Raw genomic sequence first — 16,728 nt, forward strand, 5'->3', positions numbered from 1 at the left:
CCGCACAATGACCGGATGATCCGCGCATCGCCCGATCCGGAGTCGTCATGAACAAACTCATCGCCAGCGCCGTCCTCATGTTCAGCAGCCATACCGTCAACGCACTCGAATTGCTGGTACCGGCCTACTTCTATCCGGTGGATGACGGCGTCACCTACTGGCAGACGCTGGCCGACGCCGCGCCGGACGTGGCCATCACCGCCATCCTGAACCCGGACAGCGGCCCCGGTGCGGCCTTTGACGGCGACTACGCAGCGGTGGCGAACGCCTTTCAGGCGGCCGGAGGTCGCCTGATCGGATATGTGTACACCGGCTATGGCGCCCGCAGCGAAGCGCTGGTGAAGGCCGAGATCGACCGCTACTACGCACAGTACGGCGTGGACGGCATCTTTCTCGACGAAGTGTCGAATCTCGCGCAGCACCTCGGCTACTACCGGTCGCTGCACGCCTACATCAAGGGTGGCTTCGAACGGAACCACATCGTCGCCAATCCGGGCACGCAGACGCCCGAGGCCTGGCTCGCGACGGCCGACGTGCTGGTCACCTTCGAAAGCCCGGCCGCCGAATACGCCGGCTACGCGCCGGAGCCGTGGACCGCGGCGCAGGACGCCACGCGTTTCGCGCATCTGGTCTACGACGTGGCGGATACCGACGCGATGCGCACCATCATCGACACGGCGCGGGCGCACAACGTCGGCCACGTCTATGTCACCGACGACCGCGGCGACAATCCGTGGGACACGCTGCCGTCCTACTGGGCAGCCGAAGCCGCCTACGCCGCGGCGGTGCCGGAACCGTCGGCATGGGCCGGTCTGGTCGCCGGCCTCGCGCTGCTCGTCGCACGCCTGCGCCGGCGCCCGCGCTGACGCGCGCAGCCGCTGGACACATACCCGCAGCGCAGCCGACAATGTCGCCATGAGCATTTCCGGCGCCATCCCGTGCCACTGACACCGACCCGTCGCTGGGTCGTCCGGCAGCGCGCCGCCCGCTGGCGCCCCTCTCCGCACATCGCATGGCACTCATTATCGATGCGGAGATTTCATGAACATCCAGTTCCGACCCAAGCTGTTTGACACGCTGCGCGGCTATGACCGCGGGCAGTTTTCCGGCGACCTGTCGGCCGGCATCACGGTCGGCGTGCTCGCGCTGCCGCTGGCCATGGCGTTCGCGATCGCCAGCGGCATGTCGCCGACCGCCGGCATCTGGACCGCCATCGTCGCCGGCTTCCTGATTTCCGCGCTGGGCGGCTCGCGGGTGCAGATCGGCGGCCCGACCGGTGCCTTCATCCCCATCATCTACGCCATCGTCGTCGATTACGGCGTGCAGAACCTGCTGATCGCCACGATGATGTCCGGCGTCATGCTGCTCGCGATGGGCGCGTTCCGACTCGGCAGCATGATCCGCTTCATCCCGCTGTCGGTCGTCATCGGCTTCACCAACGGCATCGCGGTGGTCATCTTCGTATCGCAGATCAAGGACTTCCTCGGCCTGCGTGTCGACAGCCTGCCGGGCGAGTTCTTCGGCAAGATGGAAGCGCTGTACCGGGCGCTGCCGACGCTCGACAGTGCCACGCTTGCGCTGTCGTGCGCGTCGCTGGCCGTGCTGCTGGGCTGGAACCGGCTGGCCAAGGAGGTCGCATGGATGCGTCGCCTGCCCGGCCCGCTCGCGGTGCTGGTCATTGCGACCGCGGTGAATGCCTTCATCCAGTTGCCGGTCGACACCATAGGCAGCCGCTTCGGCGGCATTCCACGCGAGCTGCCGGACATCGGCCTGCCGGCGCTGTCGTTCGGCCTGCTCGGCAAGCTGATCGCGCCGGCACTGACCATCGCGCTGCTGGGTGCCATCGAATCGCTGCTGTCGGCGCGCATCGCCGACAGCCAGATCGACGACCGGCACGATCCGAACCAGGAACTGATGGCGCAGGGCATCGCCAATGTCGCCGCGCCGCTGTTCGGCGGATTTGCCGCCACCGGCGCCATCGCGCGCACCGCGACCAATGTGCGCACCGGCGGACGCACGCCGGTGGCCGGCATCATCCACGCCGGGGTGCTGCTGACCATCGTGCTGGCGCTGGCGCCGCTGGCCAGCCACATTCCTCTGGCCACGCTTTCGGCCATCGTCGTCGTGGTGGCGGTCAACATGGGCGAATGGCACGCCTTCGCGCCGAAGGAACTGGCGCGCTACTCGACGCCCTATCGCACCATCCTGCTCGCCACCTTCTTCGTCACCGTGGTGTTCGACCTGACGCTGGCGGTCGAGCTGGGCATGGCGCTGGCCAGCCTGTTCTTCATTTACCGCATGTCCGACCTGACGCGCATCGAGCGCCTGCCGCTGGAGGACTTCTACGGCGTCGAGGCGCTCGCCCGGGCAGATGGCACGCCGCGCATCCTGGCCTACCGGCTGACCGGCTCGCTGTTCTTCGGCGCCGCCAACAAGCTGGAGAACCTGCTGCTGATGCAGGACGGTCACCCGGACGCGGTCATCCTCGACCTGGAAAAGGTGATCAGCATCGACACGACTGGGCTGGACATCCTGCAGACGCTGCAGCGCAACCTCGCCCGGCGCGGCGCCACGCTCATCCTGTGCGACCTGAACGAACAGCCGGGTTCGCTGATCCGCCGCTCCGGCTTCGCCGACCGGCTGGGCGAGGAGAACATCGCCGGCAACATCACCGACGCGCTGCTGCGGGCGCAGTCGGTGCGCCCGCGCGAGCCGGCGGTGGCTTACGCCTAGGGCGGACCGCGTCGTACGCCTTGCCTGCCGCAGGGCGGGCACTTCAGGCTGTCTGCCCCCGGTGCGGTTCGAGCGCGCCGGGGTGGCGGGCGAACAGGAGCATCGGGACGGCGCAGGCGAGGATGACGCCGCCGACCACCGCCGTGGCGCCCAGCACCACCGAAAAGCCGCCCTGACCGTGCAACAGCGCAATCAGCGGCAGCGCGAATCCGCTGACCGTGAAGCCGAGGAAGTAACGGATGGCGAAGGCGCGGGTGCGCAAGGCGGGCGGCACGTAGCGCGCCACCATGGCATCGGTGATGACCACCTGGCCGTAGATCGACACCATGGCCAGCGTGAGTCCGAGCAGCAGCGTGAAACCGGCACCCGCGCTGGCAATGCCCAGCCCGAGCGGGGCCAGCGCCACGATGCCGATGAAGATCGCGGGCAGGCTGATGCGGTCGATGAGGCGACCCACCGCGAGCTGCGTCGCCGCACCGAACACGAACACCACGGTCGCGAGCGATCCGGTCAGCAGCAGCGGCAGCGACAGGCCGAGCCGCTCGTCGATGATCTTGGGCAGCGCGATCGTGGTCACGTTGAAGGTGATGCCGCCGGCCAGGATGGCCAGCCCGAACAGCATCATCAGCAGGCCGGGCTTGCGCACCGGCAGGGCCGGGGCGTCGTTCCTGCTGCGGCTGCCCGGCACGCCGTCACTGCGCACCATCCACAGGAAGGCCGCCCCCGCCAAGGCGCACACCAGGGCGGGCAGCAGGAAGGCGAGACGCCAGCCCAGCGTGACCGCGATCAGTGCGGTCACGCCCGAAGCGGCGGCGGCCCCCAGATTGCCCCACACCCCGTTCCAGCCGAGATCGCGTCCGAGTCGGCTCGCATGGGTGACCAGCATGGCCGATCCGATCGGATGGTAGATGGCGGAGAAGATGCCGAGCAGCAGCAGCCAGCCGGCGAACGCGGTGGGCGAGGTCGCCGTCGACAGGCCGGCGCAGGCCGCGGCGCAACCGAAATAGAAGATGCCCAGCATGTTGCGGCGGCCAAGCCGCTCGGCCACCCAGCCCGATGGCAGCGCGAACAGGCCGAAGGCGACGAACGCACCGGTGGCCAGTGCAATCAGCGTGGCGTAGTCGAGTCCGAGTTCGGTCGCGATCGCGAGTACCGCAGTCGGGTAGATCAGCAGCACGAAGTGGTCGAGCGCGTGCGCGATGTTGACGAAGATGACGGTGCGGCGGGACAGCGTGGCGGGGTTCATGGCGCGGGAGCTCCGTTCGATGAGGGCGGATTTCCAGCCTACGTTGACCCGTTCGCGCGTCCGGGTCGAAAATCATTGCGATCGGGCCAACCCTGAACAGACCATGCAGATGCGCTCCACCAACCCGGCAGACTTCCAGCATGTGCCGCACGCAGTGGCCGTGATGGCCCGCCGGTATCCGTCGATGTCGCATACCGGGCAGCACAGTCATGTGCGGGCACAGCTGCTGTACGCGATCAGCGGCCTGATGATTGCGCGAACGTCGCGCGGCACCTGGGTGATTCCACCGGGGCACGCCCTGATGATTGCTGGCGGCGTGACGCACGACATCGCCATGCACGGCGAGGTGGACATGCGTACCGCCTATCTCGTGCCCGACGACAGCGTGCGCACCGTGGCCGATCAGTGCCGCGTCATCCTCGTGTCGCCGCTGCTCGACGCGGCACTGCAGGCGCTGGCCGACGAACCGGTGCTGTACGACCCGGCCGGGCGGGGGCCGCATCTGGCTGCACTGATCATGTCGGAAATCGCCCGCGCACCTGCCACGCCGTTCGCGCTGCCGCTGCCGGACGATGCACGCCTGCGCAAGCTGTGCGAAACGCTGGTGAATGATCCGGCCATCGGCTTCGACATCGACACCTGGGGGCTGCAGGTCGGCGTGAGCCGGCGCACGCTGACGCGCCGCTTCCGCGCGGAAACCGGTCTCAGCTTCGGCGAGTGGCGGCGTCGTCTGCGGCTGTTGCACACCTTGATGAAGCAGGCCGAAGGCAGCGCGCCCAAGGACGTGGCGCGCCGTGTCGGCTATCGCAGCACGCAGGCGCTGCAGGCGATGATGCGGCGCCTGCTCAGGAACGAGCCCGCCGGCCCGGCGTAACGCTGAGTGCCGGCCCGATTGTCATCGTTCAGCGGCCAAAGGGATCGTCGCGGGCATCGCGCACCGCATTCGCGCGCGCCGTCTGCTCCCGTGCCTGGGCATCAACTGCGCGCTGGCGTTCCAGTTCCTGCGCCTTTTCCAGCTGCATGCGCAACTCGTCGAACTGCTTGTCGAGTTTGGCCTGCAGGGCCAGCTTTTCGTCGGCGCTCTTGTCGGCATGACGCTCGTCGAACTTCTCCTGCAGCGCGGCGAGCTTGCCGTCGAGTTCCTGCTTCTTCTGCGCGAATGTCTGGTCGATGGTTTCGAGCGTCTTGCCGAGCTGCGGATCGAGATCAACACGCCGCACTTCATCGAGCAGGGCGTTCTCCCGTTCGGCTTCCTTCGAGTTGATGTGCGAATCGGCCAGCGCATCGACCAGCATCCCGCGGTTCTTCATGTGCATTTCGACATGCTCGACCGCTTGAGCGATCTGCTGTCCGACAGCGCCATTCAGCGCGCCTTCAAGGACGACGCCACCCATCTGCGCAACCTTGTCCACGCCTTCCAGAAGCAGTTCTGTCACCGGTGCCGACGTCGGTTTCAGGTCCAGCGTCATCGCCTGCTCCTGTGCGCGCGTCATATCGTTGATCTGCTGATCGACCAGGGCCAGATCGGCCTCGACCTGCGGCATCGCGCGTGCCGTCGGCACGGACTCCGGCGCGGACAGCGGGTCCTTTGCCATGTCCTGCTGCCGGATGGCTTCCATGTATTCGTTGCGCAATTCAGTCTGCCGGGCAATCAGTCGAGCCCGTTCAGCCTGATGGTCGATCCCTTCACTCATGGCGTGCTCCCGCGGGTCGTCATACGCTGCCCATGCGCGCCTTCAGGCCTTCATTGCGCCACGCGTAGTCCTTGTTGACCCTGGCCGGACGCGTCGCCAGACCGAGCACGATCTGCTGTTCGCGGTAGTTGGGTCCGGCCAGTTCTGACGCTTCGACCAGCTTCTTGCGAGAACCATCGAGCGCATCGACGAAGCCGATCTCGTCCGACAGCCGTTCGGCCAGACCGTCGGCGCCAGTCGGATTCATGAAGATACGCACCGCGCAGCTGCCCAGCATGCCGTCGGCGTTCTTGTAGGCGTTGCGCAACTGCCCCACGCTCTGCGCGAACATCCACAGCCGCAGGCCGTACTTGCGGCCGATATTGAGCGCTTCGTCGACCGGCGGCATTTCCTTCAGGCGCGGCAACTCGTCGAGCATGATCAGGATCGGTGCCGAACCGCGCGCCGGTACCTTGCCGCCCGTGAGCATACGGATGTGCTGGCCGATGAACACGCGCAGCAGCGACAGATAGGACTCGACCGCATTGGGCGGCACGACGATGTAGATCGTCGGGTTGCTGCCGTTGCGCAGATTTTCGGGGCTCCAGTCCGAGCGATCGGTGATGCGTGCGACGCGTTCGCCGGTCCACGCATTGAGGCTGGAACGCGCGGTCTGCAGCACGCTGGAGCGGGTCTTTTCCGGCATTTCGCCGAGTGCGGTGGCCGTCTGCATCATGACACGCACGTCCACCGCGGTCTTCAGCTCGAGAATCATGGTGTCCCAGGCCTCGCCGCCGAACATCACGTCGAGTACCGCATGCATCGGCCGCTTGTCCGGCGGGTTCTGGTAGCACACGTTGGCGATGGCCGCGCACAGCACGGTGCGCGCCTCGTTCTCCCAGAACGGATCAGCCGCCCCGCTCGGCACGATCATCATGTCGGCCAGCAGGCGGGCGTCTTCCCAGATGAATTCCGGCGCGCTGCGCACGAAGGCGAGCGGGTTGTAGTGGTGGCTCTGGTCCGGTTCGAGCGGATTGAAACGGAACACCGGCCCGACGTTATCGGCCCGCCACTTGCTGGTGTTCTCGTAGATGTCGCCCGACACGTCGAGCACCACCGCCGGCCCGGGCCAGGCCAGCAGGTTCGGGAATACATTGCACTGCGTCTTGCCCGACCCCGGCGGGGCGATGGTGACCATCGATCCTTCGCCGGAATAGGTCAGCGGCGTACCGTCGGCAAACGAGCCGATGTAAAGCGGGAAATCGCCCGACTCGGCGAACACGGTCTTTCCGATGTCGGCCGGCCGCAGCCAGGTGCTGCCGCCGCCGATCAGCTGCTCGCTGGCGTCCTGCGCGAGCTCGCGGATGCCAGCCGGCAGATCGGACTTTCCCTTCAGTTCGGCGAGATGGCTCAGTATCTTCGTGATGACGTTGTCGACCGAAAAGTTGAGCCGTTCGACCGCATGATCGAGCGCCTGCCGTGGCGTCTTGTTATCGGTGTGTGCAGTGCCCAGATTCCACTGCGACGCGCCGCTCGCCCCCTTGCCCTGCGACCACACGAGCGCAAATCGCCAGCCACGGTAGAGCGGATCCTTGCCGTCGGCCGAGCTGTTCAGCAACTCGGCGATGCGCAGGAATTCGCGTTCCTTGTTGTCCATCGCCGCCAGGCTGCGGCTGACGGTTGTCCAGTAGTAGGCGTCCTTCCAGCGGTCGTCCACGCCCGCGTATTGCCAGGTGCAGTAGTGGCACACCTCAAGCGTTTGCGATCGCTCGGTGAACAGCGCATCGATGACCGGTACGCGCGCCGAATGAGTCGGCCCGAGGCTCTGCAGCCACTGCGCAGCTGCATCGTCGGCCTTCTTCTTCAGATCTTCTTCCTTCGAGTAGGTCACCTTCTCGGCGCCCTTCGGCTTCAGCCAGAGCCAGGCGCAGATCGCCAGCACGAAGAAGCTGCCGACGCCGCCGGTCAGAAAGGTCACGAGCACCCCCACGATGACGGCGACCAGGTGCTGTTTGAACCATTGCGGCAGGAAGGTGGCGAAGTCTGCCGGCACCGAAGCCGCGTCCGCGCCTGCCAGCGCCTTGCGATGCCCGAAAAACCCGAGCACGGCGACCCCGGCCAGAAAGAAGGCGATGCTCACCAGTGAAATGAAGAACTCCATGCGCGCTGACTCCCGGTTGATCGGCACTCCGCATCAGGTCGAAAACGGCTACGTTTCCCTTCCGGGTACGGGTCGTTCAGCGGCGCGCGGATGCACCTGTTTCTTGTATCGAGTTGTCGATCTGGGCTGACCACCCCGCGGTGAGTTTGCGGGCGCTGGCGCCCACGCGCAAGGCTTGCGGCACACGATCGACCGACCGCGAGGCACGATGACACGTCGCCCGATACGTCAATCGACGTATTGGCGCGCGACGCGCCGTTCGCACAATGGACAGTCGATTCCATTCTGCGAGCGAGGATTTCATGCACCACGGAGACATTTCGAGCAGCAAGGACACGGTCGGCGTCGCGGTCGTCAATTACAAGATGCCGCGCCTGCACACCAAGGCGGAAGTGCTCGACAACGCGCGCAAGATCGGCGACATGGTCGTCGGCATGAAGGCCGGCCTGCCCGGCCTCGATCTCGTCATCTTCCCGGAGTACAGCACGCACGGGATCATGTACGACTCGAAGGAAATGTATGACAACGCGGCGGCCATACCGGGCGACGAGACCGACATCTTCGCGGCGGCCTGCAGGAAAGCCAAGGTGTGGGGCGTGTTCTCGCTGACCGGCGAACGGCATGAGGAACACCCGAACAAGGCGCCGTACAACACGCTCATCCTGATGAACGATCAGGGCGAAATCGTCCAGAAGTACCGCAAGATCATGCCCTGGGTGCCGATCGAGGGCTGGTATCCGGGCGACTGCACCTATGTGTCCGAAGGCCCCAAGGGCATGAAGGTCAGCCTGATCATCTGCGACGACGGCAACTATCCGGAAATCTGGCGCGACTGCGCGATGAAGGGCGCCGAGCTGATCGTGCGTTGCCAGGGCTACATGTATCCGGCCAAGGAACAGCAGATCACCATTTCGAAAGCGATGGCATTCGCGAACAACGTGTACGTCGCGGTGGCGAATGCCGCCGGCTTCGACGGCGTCTATACCTACTTCGGCCACTCGGCCATCGTGGGCTTCGACGGTCGCACGCTGGGCGAATGCGGCGAGGAAGAGATGGGCATCCAGTATGCGGCGCTGTCCAAGAGCCTGATCCGCGACTTCCGCAAGAACGGCCAGTCGGAAAACCACCTGTTCAAGCTGCTGCACCGCGGCTACACCGGCCTGATCAATTCGCGCGAAGGAGACAAGGGCGTGGCGGCGTGCCCGTACGACTTCTACTCGAAGTGGATCAACGATCCGGAAGGCACGCGCAAGGCGGTCGAAGCGTTCACGCGCGACACCGTCGGCACAGAGGAATGTCCGATCGAAGGGCTGCCCAACCCGGCCACGATCGGTCACAAGTGATTTCACCCGCGACGGCCGACCTGCGGCTGGCGGACGGCGCAGCGGGCGCCGATCCGCTGTCGGACTGGCGCGTGGCCGACGAGCCGTACTACACGGCCGCCGGCGATGAGGTCGAGGCCTTCGAGGCGGCGCATGCGCGCCACCTGCCGGTCATGCTCAAGGGTCCGACCGGCTGCGGCAAGACACGCTTCGTGGAATACATGGCGTGGAGGCTCGGCCTGCCGCTGATCACGGTTGCGTGTCATGAAGACCTGACCGCCGGCGACCTGATCGGGCGCTTCCTGCTCGATGCGGCCGGCACGCGCTGGCAGGACGGGCCGCTGACGCGCGCTGTGCGCTTCGGCGCGATCTGCTATCTCGACGAGGTGGTCGAGGCGCGTGCCGACACCACCGTGCTCATCCACCCGCTGACCGACGCACGGCGCCAGCTGCCGCTGGCCGCGACCGGTGAGCTGCTTCTCGCGCACCCGGATTTCCGGCTGGTCGTGTCGTACAACCCGGGCTACCACGGCGTGCACAAGACATTGAAGCCATCGACCCGGCAACGCTTTACTGCGCTCGAATTCGGCTACCCGGACGCCGCTCACGAGTGCGCCATCGTCACGCACGAGAGCGGTGTCGAGGCCGACACCGCGCGCCAACTGGTGGCGCTCGCCGAGCGCACGCGCCGGCTGGCCGGTGACGGCCTGGACGAAGGGGCCAGCACCCGCATGCTGATCCACGCCGGCGCGCTGATCGCGCAGGGCCTGTCGGCGCGCTCTGCCTGCCGGCAGGCGGTTGCCGGCCCGCTGACCGACGACCGCGAGGTCGCAGCGGCGCTGATCGCGGCCATCGATGCCTGCTTCGCCTGACCGCGCAAGTTCGCGCGCGCTGTCGATGTACCTGCGCGCGCTGTGGGATGTCGCGCCCAGGCTGACCGCGCTGCCGGCAGCCAATGACACGGCGCGTCCGATACTGGGCATCGAAGGCAGCCGGCCGGTGCTGCATCTGCCGGCCACGGGCGACGCAGTACTGCAGCGCGCCCGTGCCGCGCACGCGGCCGCGCATCTGAGCTTCGGCGGCGAGCCGTTCGAGCGCGCCCGGCTCAAGCCGGTGCAGCGCGCCTTGCTCGAAATCCTCGAAGACGCGCGCGTCGAATGGCTGGCCATGCAGGCGCTGCCCGGTTTGCGCCGGCTGTGGGCGCCGCACCACGTTGCCGACGCAAGCTGGGGCAATGGCGCCGAAGCGCTGCTTGCGCGTCTGTCGCGCTGCCTGTTCGATCCGGCACACGAGGATGGCCACGCCTGGATGGCGAAGGTGCGCGGGCTGTTCTTCACGCCGGACGGCGGGCTGGCACTCGAAACACCGGCACAGTTGCGCGAGGCCGCGTCGCGGCTCGGCAACGACGTCGGCCAGATGCGGTTGCGCCTGAACCCCGGTGGCTGGCAGGTCGAACCGGTCGCCTACCGCGATGACAATCATCACTTATGGGTGCGCGACGAAAAGCTGCCGCCGTCCGCCACGCCACTGGAGCAGGAACGGCCGGATGCGGACGGTGCGTCGGGCGATGACGACGCCGACACGATATTCGAACGTCCGCCGCCGCAAGGCACACCCGGCAGCGACGCCGGCGACGCTGCGGCGAGCGTGCTGCAGATCGAAACGGCGCTGCGCACCGTGACCTATCCGGAATGGGACCGCCTGATCGGCCGCGCCCGGCCGGACTGGAGCACCGTGATCGAAACGCCGGCACCGCGGGCGCAGACATCCGCCGTGCGCGCCGGACTTGAACGCCACCTCGCCCGCACGGTGCGCCTGCTGCAGGCAGCGGCCGTGTCGGATCGTCGGCCGACACAGGGACGCAGCAAGGACGGCGATCTGCTGCATACCGGCGCGCTGATCGACGCCGGCATCGCGCTGCGCGCCGGACACGATCCGGAGCGCCGGCTGTACCGCGACAGCGCGGCCCGCGTCGAGGCGATGGACGTGCTGCTGTTGATCGATACGTCGGCGTCAACCGCGCTGACGCTGCCGTCAGGCCGCACGGTGCTGGAGGCGCTGCGCGAGGCGGCGTTGCTCGCCGCCGCGGCACTGGAGGCCACTGGACATCGCTGCACCGTTCAAGCCTTCGCATCCGACACACGCCACAGAGTGCGCGTGCAGCGCGTCAAGGATCGCGAAGAAGGGGCCTGCGCAGACACGGTGCTGGCGCGTGCCGGCGGTCTGGTCAGCGCCGGCTCGACCCGCATGGGCGCGGCGCTGCGCCACGCCACGGCACAGCTGCCGGCACGGTCACGCAGCCTCATCCTGCTGCTGACCGATGGCGAGCCGCACGACGTCGACATCCATGATCCGCGCTACCTGACCGAAGACCTGGCGCATGCACTGGCCGACGCGCGCCGCGCGGGCATCGCCGTCGCGTGCCTGCACAGCGCGCCCGATGGCGCCTCATCATCGCTGCGCCGCATCTTCCCGTCCGGCCGCTACGTCGCGCTGCGCCACCCGGAGCAGTTGCCCCACCTGCTCATCCGCCAGATGCAGGCCACCACCGGCAAGTTCTGACCTTGCCCCTTGAATCTCACCCATTGGCCGCCTGGAAGTGGTCGATGAACACGCGCAGCCGCGCCGGCATCTGCGCGCGGCTCGGAAAATACAGATGGAAGGCGGACAGCGGCATTTCGAAGCGTTCGAGCACGCGCACGAGCCGGCCGGCGGCCAGATCGGCGGCGACCAGCGATTCGAGTGATTGCGCCAGCCCGAAGCCGCGGCAGGCGAGGTCGATTTCCGCGTCGGCGTCATTGACGATGAAGCGGCCGCCGACCTCGACTTCGAGCGTGCGGTCGTCGCGCTGGAACACCCAGCGCGCGGTGCGCCCGCTCGACAGATAGCGGTAGCGCACGCACTCGTGCGCGGCGAGGTCTTCCGGCGTGCGCGGCGCCGGGCGCCGGGCGAGGTAATCCGGTGCGGCGACGGTGATCATGCGTTGCGAGTCGCCGATGCGTACCGCCACCATGTCGGCTTCGATGCTTTCGCCCAGCCGCATGCCGGCATCGAAGCGCGCAGCGACGATGTCGGCCAGGCCGTCGTCGAGCGCGAATTCGAGCCCGACTTCGGGGTGGTGCACCGCGAAGCTGGCCAGATGTGGCGCGATCAGCAGGCCGTAGGCGACGCGCGGCATGTTGATGCGCACCGTGCCGGTGGCCTGGCCGCGCGACTGCGCCAGCAGTTCGAGCGCGCTGCCCAGTTCGTCCAGTCCGACGCGCACGCCGTCGTAGAAGCGTTCGCCCTCTTCGGTCAGCGCGACGCGGCGCGTGGTGCGGGTGAGCAGACGCACGCCGAGGCGTTGTTCGAGCCCGCGCACCGACTGCGAAAGCGCCGACGCCGACACGCCCAGTTCGGCCGCCGCGCGCGAAAAACCGGCGTTGCGCGCGACGCATTCGAAGGCGGTCAGCGCGGGCAGGATGGCAGCGTCTATCTTTAAGTCTGGCTTCATAGGTCTTGCAAGATTAACCAGTCGATCTAATAAAACAAAGCGGATACCGTGCAGTCCATCGCATACCGCTGCGTCATTCGCGTGCGTCTTTGGCGCAGCGCCAACGCTCCTGCTGCCTTTCCCGGAGGATTCCCATGGCAAAGATCAATCTGAATGGCCGCGACGTCGCGGTCGACCTGCCCGACGACACGCCGCTGCTGTGGGCGCTGCGCGACGGCCTGGACATGACCGGTACCAAGTATGGCTGCGGCATCGCGATGTGCGGCGCCTGTACGGTGCATGTCGATGGTCAGCCCACGCGCTCCTGTGTCACGCCGCTGTCGGCCGTGGCCGGCAAGAAGATCACCACCATCGAGGCGGTCGGCGAAGCGAAGGTCGGCGCTGCCGTGCAGGCCGCCTGGCAGAAGCTGGACGTGGTGCAGTGCGGCTACTGCCAGTCGGGCCAGATCATGTCGGCCACCGCGCTGCTGGCGAGCAACCCCAAGCCCAGCGATGCCGACATCGACGCCGCGATGAGCGGCAACGTGTGTCGCTGCGCCACCTATGTCCGCATCCGTGCGGCCATCCACGAAGCCGCCAGGACACTGGCTTGAGGAGCGCACCCATGAATTTCAGGATCGAAAATGCATTCCAGACGACCCGCCGCGGTTTTCTGAAGGGCGGCGCCGGTCTGGCGCTGGCCATCGTCACGCCGGTCATGGCTGACACCCCCGCAGCAGGTCCCGGTCTGGCCGGCAGCACCCTGGTCGACGGCGAGTTCTCGCCCAGTGCCTTCATCCGCATCGGCACTGACGGCACGGTGACCATCGTGTCCAAGCACCTCGAAATGGGTCAGGGCGTCTACACCGGGCTGGCCACGCTGGTGGCCGAAGAGCTGGACGCCGACTGGTCGAAGGTGAAGGTCGAAGGCGCGCCGGCGGATGCCAAACGCTACAACAACCTGTTCTGGGGCCCGGCACAGGGCACCGGCGGCAGCACCGCGATCGCCAATTCGTTCGAACAGATGCGTCGCGCCGGCGCCACCGCGCGCGCCATGCTGGTGGCCGCCGCCGCCGAGCAGTGGAAAGTGCCGGCCAGCCAGATCAGCGTGAAGGCGGGCGTCGTGTCGCACGCGGCCAGCGGCAGGAAGGCCGGCTTCGGCGAACTGGCGGAAGCCGCCGGCAGGCAGGCCGTGCCGGCCGAAGTGAAGCTGAAGGACCCGAAGGACTTCACGCTGATCGGTCGCTCGGCACCGCGCGTCGACAGCGTGTCCAAGACCACCGGTCGCGCCATCTTCACGCAGGACGTGAAGCTGCCCGGCATGCTGACCGCCGTGGTCGCCCACCCGCCGCGCTTCGGCGGCAAGGTTGCGTCGGTCGACGACAAGGCGGCGCGTGCCATTGCGGGCGTGACTGACGTGGTCACCATTCCGAATGGCGTGGCCGTGCTGGCGAAGGATTTCTGGAGCGCGAAGAAAGGCCGCGACGCGCTGAAGGTCGAGTGGGATGAATCCGCCGCCTACCGCGGCAGCAGCGACGCCATCGTCGCCCGCTACCGCGAACTGGCGCAGACGCCGGGTCTGGCCGCACGCAAGGACGGCGATGCCGAAGCGGCGCTGGGTGCCGCAGGCAAGGTGATCGAGGCGGAATTCGCCTTCCCCTTCCTGGCCCATGCGTCGATGGAGCCGCTGAACTGCGTCATGAAGCTCGACGCGGCCGGCTGCGAGGTGTGGAACGGCGAACAGCTGCACACCGGCGACCAGTTCGCGCTGGCCAAGATGTTCGGCCTGAAGCTCGAGCAGGTGAAGCTCAACATGGTGTATGCCGGCGGCAGTTTCGGCCGACGCGCCAATCCGCAGTCCGACTACCTGCTCGAAACCGCGCAGATCGTGCAGGCCATCAAGGGCCGGGCACCGGTCAAGCTGGTGTGGACACGCGAGGACGACACGCGCGGCGGCTACTACCGGCCGATCTACCTGCACCGCGTACGCGCCGCGCTCGACGCCAAGGGCATGCCGGTCGCCTGGCAGCAGCGCATCGTCGGCCAGTCGATCGCCGCCGGTTCGCCGTTCGAAGGCATGCTGGTCAAGGAAGGCATCGACATGCTGTCGGTCGAGGGCGCGTCCACGCTGCCCTACGCCATTCCCAACCTGAATGTCGACCTGCACACCACCAACGGCGAAGTGAAGGTGCCGGTGCAGTGGTGGCGTTCGGTCGGTTCGACCCACACCGGTTTCGCGACCGAAGTGTTCATCGACGAACTGGCCGGCGCCGCCGGCAAGGACCCGGTGGCCTACCGCATGGCGCTGCTCGACAAGCATCCACGCCATGCCGGCGTGCTGAAGCTGGCGGCCGACAAGGCCAGCTGGGACAAGCCGCTGGCGCCGTCGAAGGACGGCGCGAAGCGCGGTCGCGGCGTGGCGGTGCATGAATCGTTCGCCAGTTTCGTCGCCCAGGTGGTCGAGGTGACGGTGCAGAAGGACGGCACGTTCAAGGTCGACCGCGTCGTGTGCGCGGTCGATTGCGGCATCGCGGTCAATCCGGACGTGATCGCGGCGCAGATGGAAGGTGGCATCGGCTACGCGCTGGCGGCCGCGCTGACCGGCTCGATCACGCTGAAGGACGGCGTGGTCGAACAGTCGAACTTCAACGACTACCCGGTGCTGCGCATCAACGAAATGCCGAAGGTCGAGGTGCATATCGTGAAGTCGGCCGCCAAGCCCACCGGCGTCGGCGAGCCGGGCGTGCCGCCGCTGGCGCCGGCGCTGGTGAATGCACTGCACGCCGCCACCGGCAAGCGCATCCGCACGCTGCCGATCGGCGAACAGTTGCAGGCGTGATGCACGTGTTGGCGCGGCGTGGGGGGCATTGCTCGCCGAAACCCTTCGCGATGCGCGGGGGTTTTTGTGGGAGCGGCGTCCTCGCCGCGATGGCTGCCGCGACCATCGCGGCGAGGGCGCCGCTCCCACAGGGGCAGCGCCTGCAGGCGCCGGTCCCTGGGGCCCACCGCTGCCCCAATGCCCGCTTTCGTTCTGATGGCGCCTCGCCAACCTGACTGGAGTTTCACATGGACAGTCTCGACCTCGAAGTTCTGACCCGCGCGCGCGACTGGCTGTGTGCCGGTCACCGCATCATGCTGGCCACCGTGGTACGCACCTGGGGTTCGTCGCCGCGCCCGCCCGGCGCACTGCTGGCACTTCGCGACGACGGCCGTGCGGTGGGCTCGGTGTCCGGCGGCTGCATCGAGGACGACCTCATGTTCCGGCTGCGGCGTGACGGTCTGCCGACCGCGGCGCACGTTGTGAGCTATGGCGTCAGCGCGGACGAGGCACGCCGCTTCGGTCTGCCGTGCGGTGGCACGCTGCAGCTGGTGCTGGAACCGCTGACCGACGCCGCAGCGCTCGACGAACTGCTGACCCGACTGGGCCGCGGCGAACTGCTGACGCGCCGGCTCGACCTGGCCAGCGGTCGCACCACGCTGCATGCCGGTCACGCCGACCAGGCGCTGCATTTCGACGGCCACACACTGATCAGCGTGTTCGGCCCGCGTTACCGGCTATTGCTGATCGGCGCCGGCCAGCTGTCGGCCAGTCTGGCGCGCATCGCGCAGTCGCTCGATTTCGCGGTCACCGTGTGCGATCCGCGCGAGGAATACAGCGACGAGTGGGCCGTGCCCGGCAGCACGTTGTCGCGTGACATGCCGGACGATCTGGTGATCGCGATGCAGCCGGATGCCCGCATGGCGGTCATCGCGCTGACGCACGATCCGAAGCTGGATGACCTGGCGCTGATGGAGGCACTGAAGACGCCCGCCTTCTATGTCGCCGCCTTGGGCTCTCGTCGCAACAACGATGCGCGGCGCGAGCGGCTGAAGGAATTCGACGTCAGCGACGCTCAGCTCGATCGTCTGCGCGGCCCGGCCGGTCTGTACATCGGCAGCCGTACGCCGGCCGAAATCGCGGTGTCGATCGCGGCCGAACTGGTGGCGATGAAGAACGGCGCTGCCGCCGACACCTTATTGAACGTGCGCGACGCCAAGTCCGCACTCGACATCGCCGCGGACACGCTGTCGTCGTGCGCGGCGGGTCGTTACTGAGTTCCGCTCCGATGGGTGCGTGCAGG

Annotated in this window: 13 protein-coding genes; 9 read left to right on the forward strand and 4 right to left on the reverse strand. The window is 67.4% G+C overall.

The annotated features are described in order from the left end of the window. Nucleotides 1-47 precede the first annotated feature (47 nt). Nucleotides 48-866 carry a spherulation-specific family 4 protein gene (locus tag ACTIFF_RS14790; protein WP_439537517.1) on the forward strand — a complete coding sequence of 273 codons (819 nt, stop codon included), beginning with the start codon at nucleotides 48-50 and terminating at the stop codon, nucleotides 864-866. Nucleotides 867-1,041: 175 nt separating this feature from the next. Then, complete coding sequence (locus tag ACTIFF_RS14795) at nucleotides 1,042-2,733, forward strand: SulP family inorganic anion transporter (RefSeq protein ID WP_439537518.1); 1,692 nt, start codon at nucleotides 1,042-1,044, stop codon at nucleotides 2,731-2,733. A gap of 43 nt (nucleotides 2,734-2,776) precedes the next feature. On the opposite strand, the gene ACTIFF_RS14800 is transcribed toward ACTIFF_RS14795, so the two are convergent. Further along, entirely contained in the window at nucleotides 2,777-3,979 is a 1,203-nt protein-coding gene (locus ACTIFF_RS14800) for an MFS transporter (protein WP_439537519.1), read from the reverse strand. A gap of 103 nt (nucleotides 3,980-4,082) precedes the next feature. Between ACTIFF_RS14800 and ACTIFF_RS14805 the strand changes: the two genes are divergently transcribed. Further along, nucleotides 4,083-4,853, forward strand: coding sequence for an AraC family transcriptional regulator (locus ACTIFF_RS14805; RefSeq protein ID WP_439537520.1), 771 nt, complete (start codon nucleotides 4,083-4,085; stop codon nucleotides 4,851-4,853). Nucleotides 4,854-4,881: 28 nt separating this feature from the next. Here ACTIFF_RS14805 and ACTIFF_RS14810 read toward each other — a convergent pair whose 3' ends face one another. Both ACTIFF_RS14810 and ACTIFF_RS14815 read right to left on the reverse strand, forming a co-directional pair. Beyond that, a complete protein-coding gene (locus ACTIFF_RS14810) occupies nucleotides 4,882-5,673 on the reverse strand; it encodes a hypothetical protein (RefSeq protein WP_439537521.1) in 792 nt (263 codons plus the stop codon). Nucleotides 5,674-5,692: 19 nt separating this feature from the next. After that, nucleotides 5,693-7,813, reverse strand: a complete 2,121-nt coding sequence (locus ACTIFF_RS14815; protein WP_439537522.1) for a type IV secretory system conjugative DNA transfer family protein — start codon at nucleotides 7,811-7,813, stop codon at nucleotides 5,693-5,695. 302 nt (nucleotides 7,814-8,115) lie between these two features. On the opposite strand from ACTIFF_RS14815, the gene ACTIFF_RS14820 reads away from it, so the two are divergent. The 3 genes from ACTIFF_RS14820 to ACTIFF_RS14830 are packed head-to-tail and all read left to right on the forward strand — an operon-like array spanning nucleotide 8,116 to nucleotide 11,697. Beyond that, entirely contained in the window at nucleotides 8,116-9,156 is a 1,041-nt protein-coding gene (locus tag ACTIFF_RS14820; RefSeq protein ID WP_439537523.1) for an aliphatic amidase, read from the forward strand. Then, on the forward strand, nucleotides 9,153-10,007 hold the full coding sequence (locus ACTIFF_RS14825; RefSeq protein ID WP_439537524.1) for a CbbQ/NirQ/NorQ/GpvN family protein: 855 nt from the start codon (nucleotides 9,153-9,155) through the stop codon (nucleotides 10,005-10,007). The genes ACTIFF_RS14820 and ACTIFF_RS14825 overlap by 4 nt, the downstream gene beginning before the upstream one ends. Further along, nucleotides 9,991-11,697, forward strand: a complete 1,707-nt coding sequence (locus ACTIFF_RS14830; RefSeq protein ID WP_439537525.1) for a nitric oxide reductase activation protein NorD — start codon at nucleotides 9,991-9,993, stop codon at nucleotides 11,695-11,697. Before ACTIFF_RS14825 ends, ACTIFF_RS14830 begins: the two co-directional genes overlap by 17 nt. A gap of 16 nt (nucleotides 11,698-11,713) precedes the next feature. Here ACTIFF_RS14830 and ACTIFF_RS14835 read toward each other — a convergent pair whose 3' ends face one another. Next, nucleotides 11,714-12,628, reverse strand: coding sequence for a LysR family transcriptional regulator (locus tag ACTIFF_RS14835; protein ID WP_439537526.1), 915 nt, complete (start codon nucleotides 12,626-12,628; stop codon nucleotides 11,714-11,716). Between the two features lie 134 nt (nucleotides 12,629-12,762). Here ACTIFF_RS14835 and ACTIFF_RS14840 point away from each other — a divergent pair, with 134 nt between their 5' ends. The 3 genes from ACTIFF_RS14840 (at nucleotide 12,763) to ACTIFF_RS14850 (ending at nucleotide 16,702) form a co-directional block, all read left to right on the forward strand. Next, a complete protein-coding gene (locus tag ACTIFF_RS14840) occupies nucleotides 12,763-13,221 on the forward strand; it encodes a (2Fe-2S)-binding protein (protein WP_439537527.1) in 459 nt (152 codons plus the stop codon). A gap of 11 nt (nucleotides 13,222-13,232) precedes the next feature. Then, a complete protein-coding gene (locus ACTIFF_RS14845) occupies nucleotides 13,233-15,446 on the forward strand; it encodes a molybdopterin cofactor-binding domain-containing protein (RefSeq protein ID WP_439537528.1) in 2,214 nt (737 codons plus the stop codon). Between the two features lie 227 nt (nucleotides 15,447-15,673). Continuing rightward, complete coding sequence (locus tag ACTIFF_RS14850) at nucleotides 15,674-16,702, forward strand: XdhC family protein (RefSeq protein ID WP_439537529.1); 1,029 nt, start codon at nucleotides 15,674-15,676, stop codon at nucleotides 16,700-16,702. The last annotated feature ends 26 nt before the right edge of the window (nucleotides 16,703-16,728 follow it).

Origin of the sequence: Methyloversatilis sp. (assembly GCF_051861465.1) — a bacterium.
In the GTDB taxonomy this organism is placed as follows: Bacteria; Pseudomonadota; Gammaproteobacteria; order Burkholderiales; family Rhodocyclaceae; genus Methyloversatilis.

What these genes read in the sequence shown, in the direction of transcription:
- ACTIFF_RS14790 (WP_439537517.1), top strand. Translation starts at nt 48, where the DNA reads ATGAACAAACTCATCGCCAGCGCCGTCCTCATGTTCAGCAGCCATACC.
- ACTIFF_RS14795 (WP_439537518.1), top strand. Translation starts at nt 1,042, where the DNA reads ATGAACATCCAGTTCCGACCCAAGCTGTTTGACACGCTGCGCGGCTAT.
- ACTIFF_RS14800 (WP_439537519.1), bottom strand. Translation starts at nt 3,979, where the DNA reads ATGAACCCCGCCACGCTGTCCCGCCGCACCGTCATCTTCGTCAACATC.
- ACTIFF_RS14805 (WP_439537520.1), top strand. Translation starts at nt 4,083, where the DNA reads ATGCAGATGCGCTCCACCAACCCGGCAGACTTCCAGCATGTGCCGCAC.
- ACTIFF_RS14810 (WP_439537521.1), bottom strand. Translation starts at nt 5,673, where the DNA reads ATGAGTGAAGGGATCGACCATCAGGCTGAACGGGCTCGACTGATTGCC.
- ACTIFF_RS14815 (WP_439537522.1), bottom strand. Translation starts at nt 7,813, where the DNA reads ATGGAGTTCTTCATTTCACTGGTGAGCATCGCCTTCTTTCTGGCCGGG.
- ACTIFF_RS14820 (WP_439537523.1), top strand. Translation starts at nt 8,116, where the DNA reads ATGCACCACGGAGACATTTCGAGCAGCAAGGACACGGTCGGCGTCGCG.
- ACTIFF_RS14830 (WP_439537525.1), top strand. Translation starts at nt 9,991, where the DNA reads ATGCCTGCTTCGCCTGACCGCGCAAGTTCGCGCGCGCTGTCGATGTAC.
- ACTIFF_RS14835 (WP_439537526.1), bottom strand. Translation starts at nt 12,628, where the DNA reads ATGAAGCCAGACTTAAAGATAGACGCTGCCATCCTGCCCGCGCTGACC.
- ACTIFF_RS14840 (WP_439537527.1), top strand. Translation starts at nt 12,763, where the DNA reads ATGGCAAAGATCAATCTGAATGGCCGCGACGTCGCGGTCGACCTGCCC.
- ACTIFF_RS14845 (WP_439537528.1), top strand. Translation starts at nt 13,233, where the DNA reads ATGAATTTCAGGATCGAAAATGCATTCCAGACGACCCGCCGCGGTTTT.
- ACTIFF_RS14850 (WP_439537529.1), top strand. Translation starts at nt 15,674, where the DNA reads ATGGACAGTCTCGACCTCGAAGTTCTGACCCGCGCGCGCGACTGGCTG.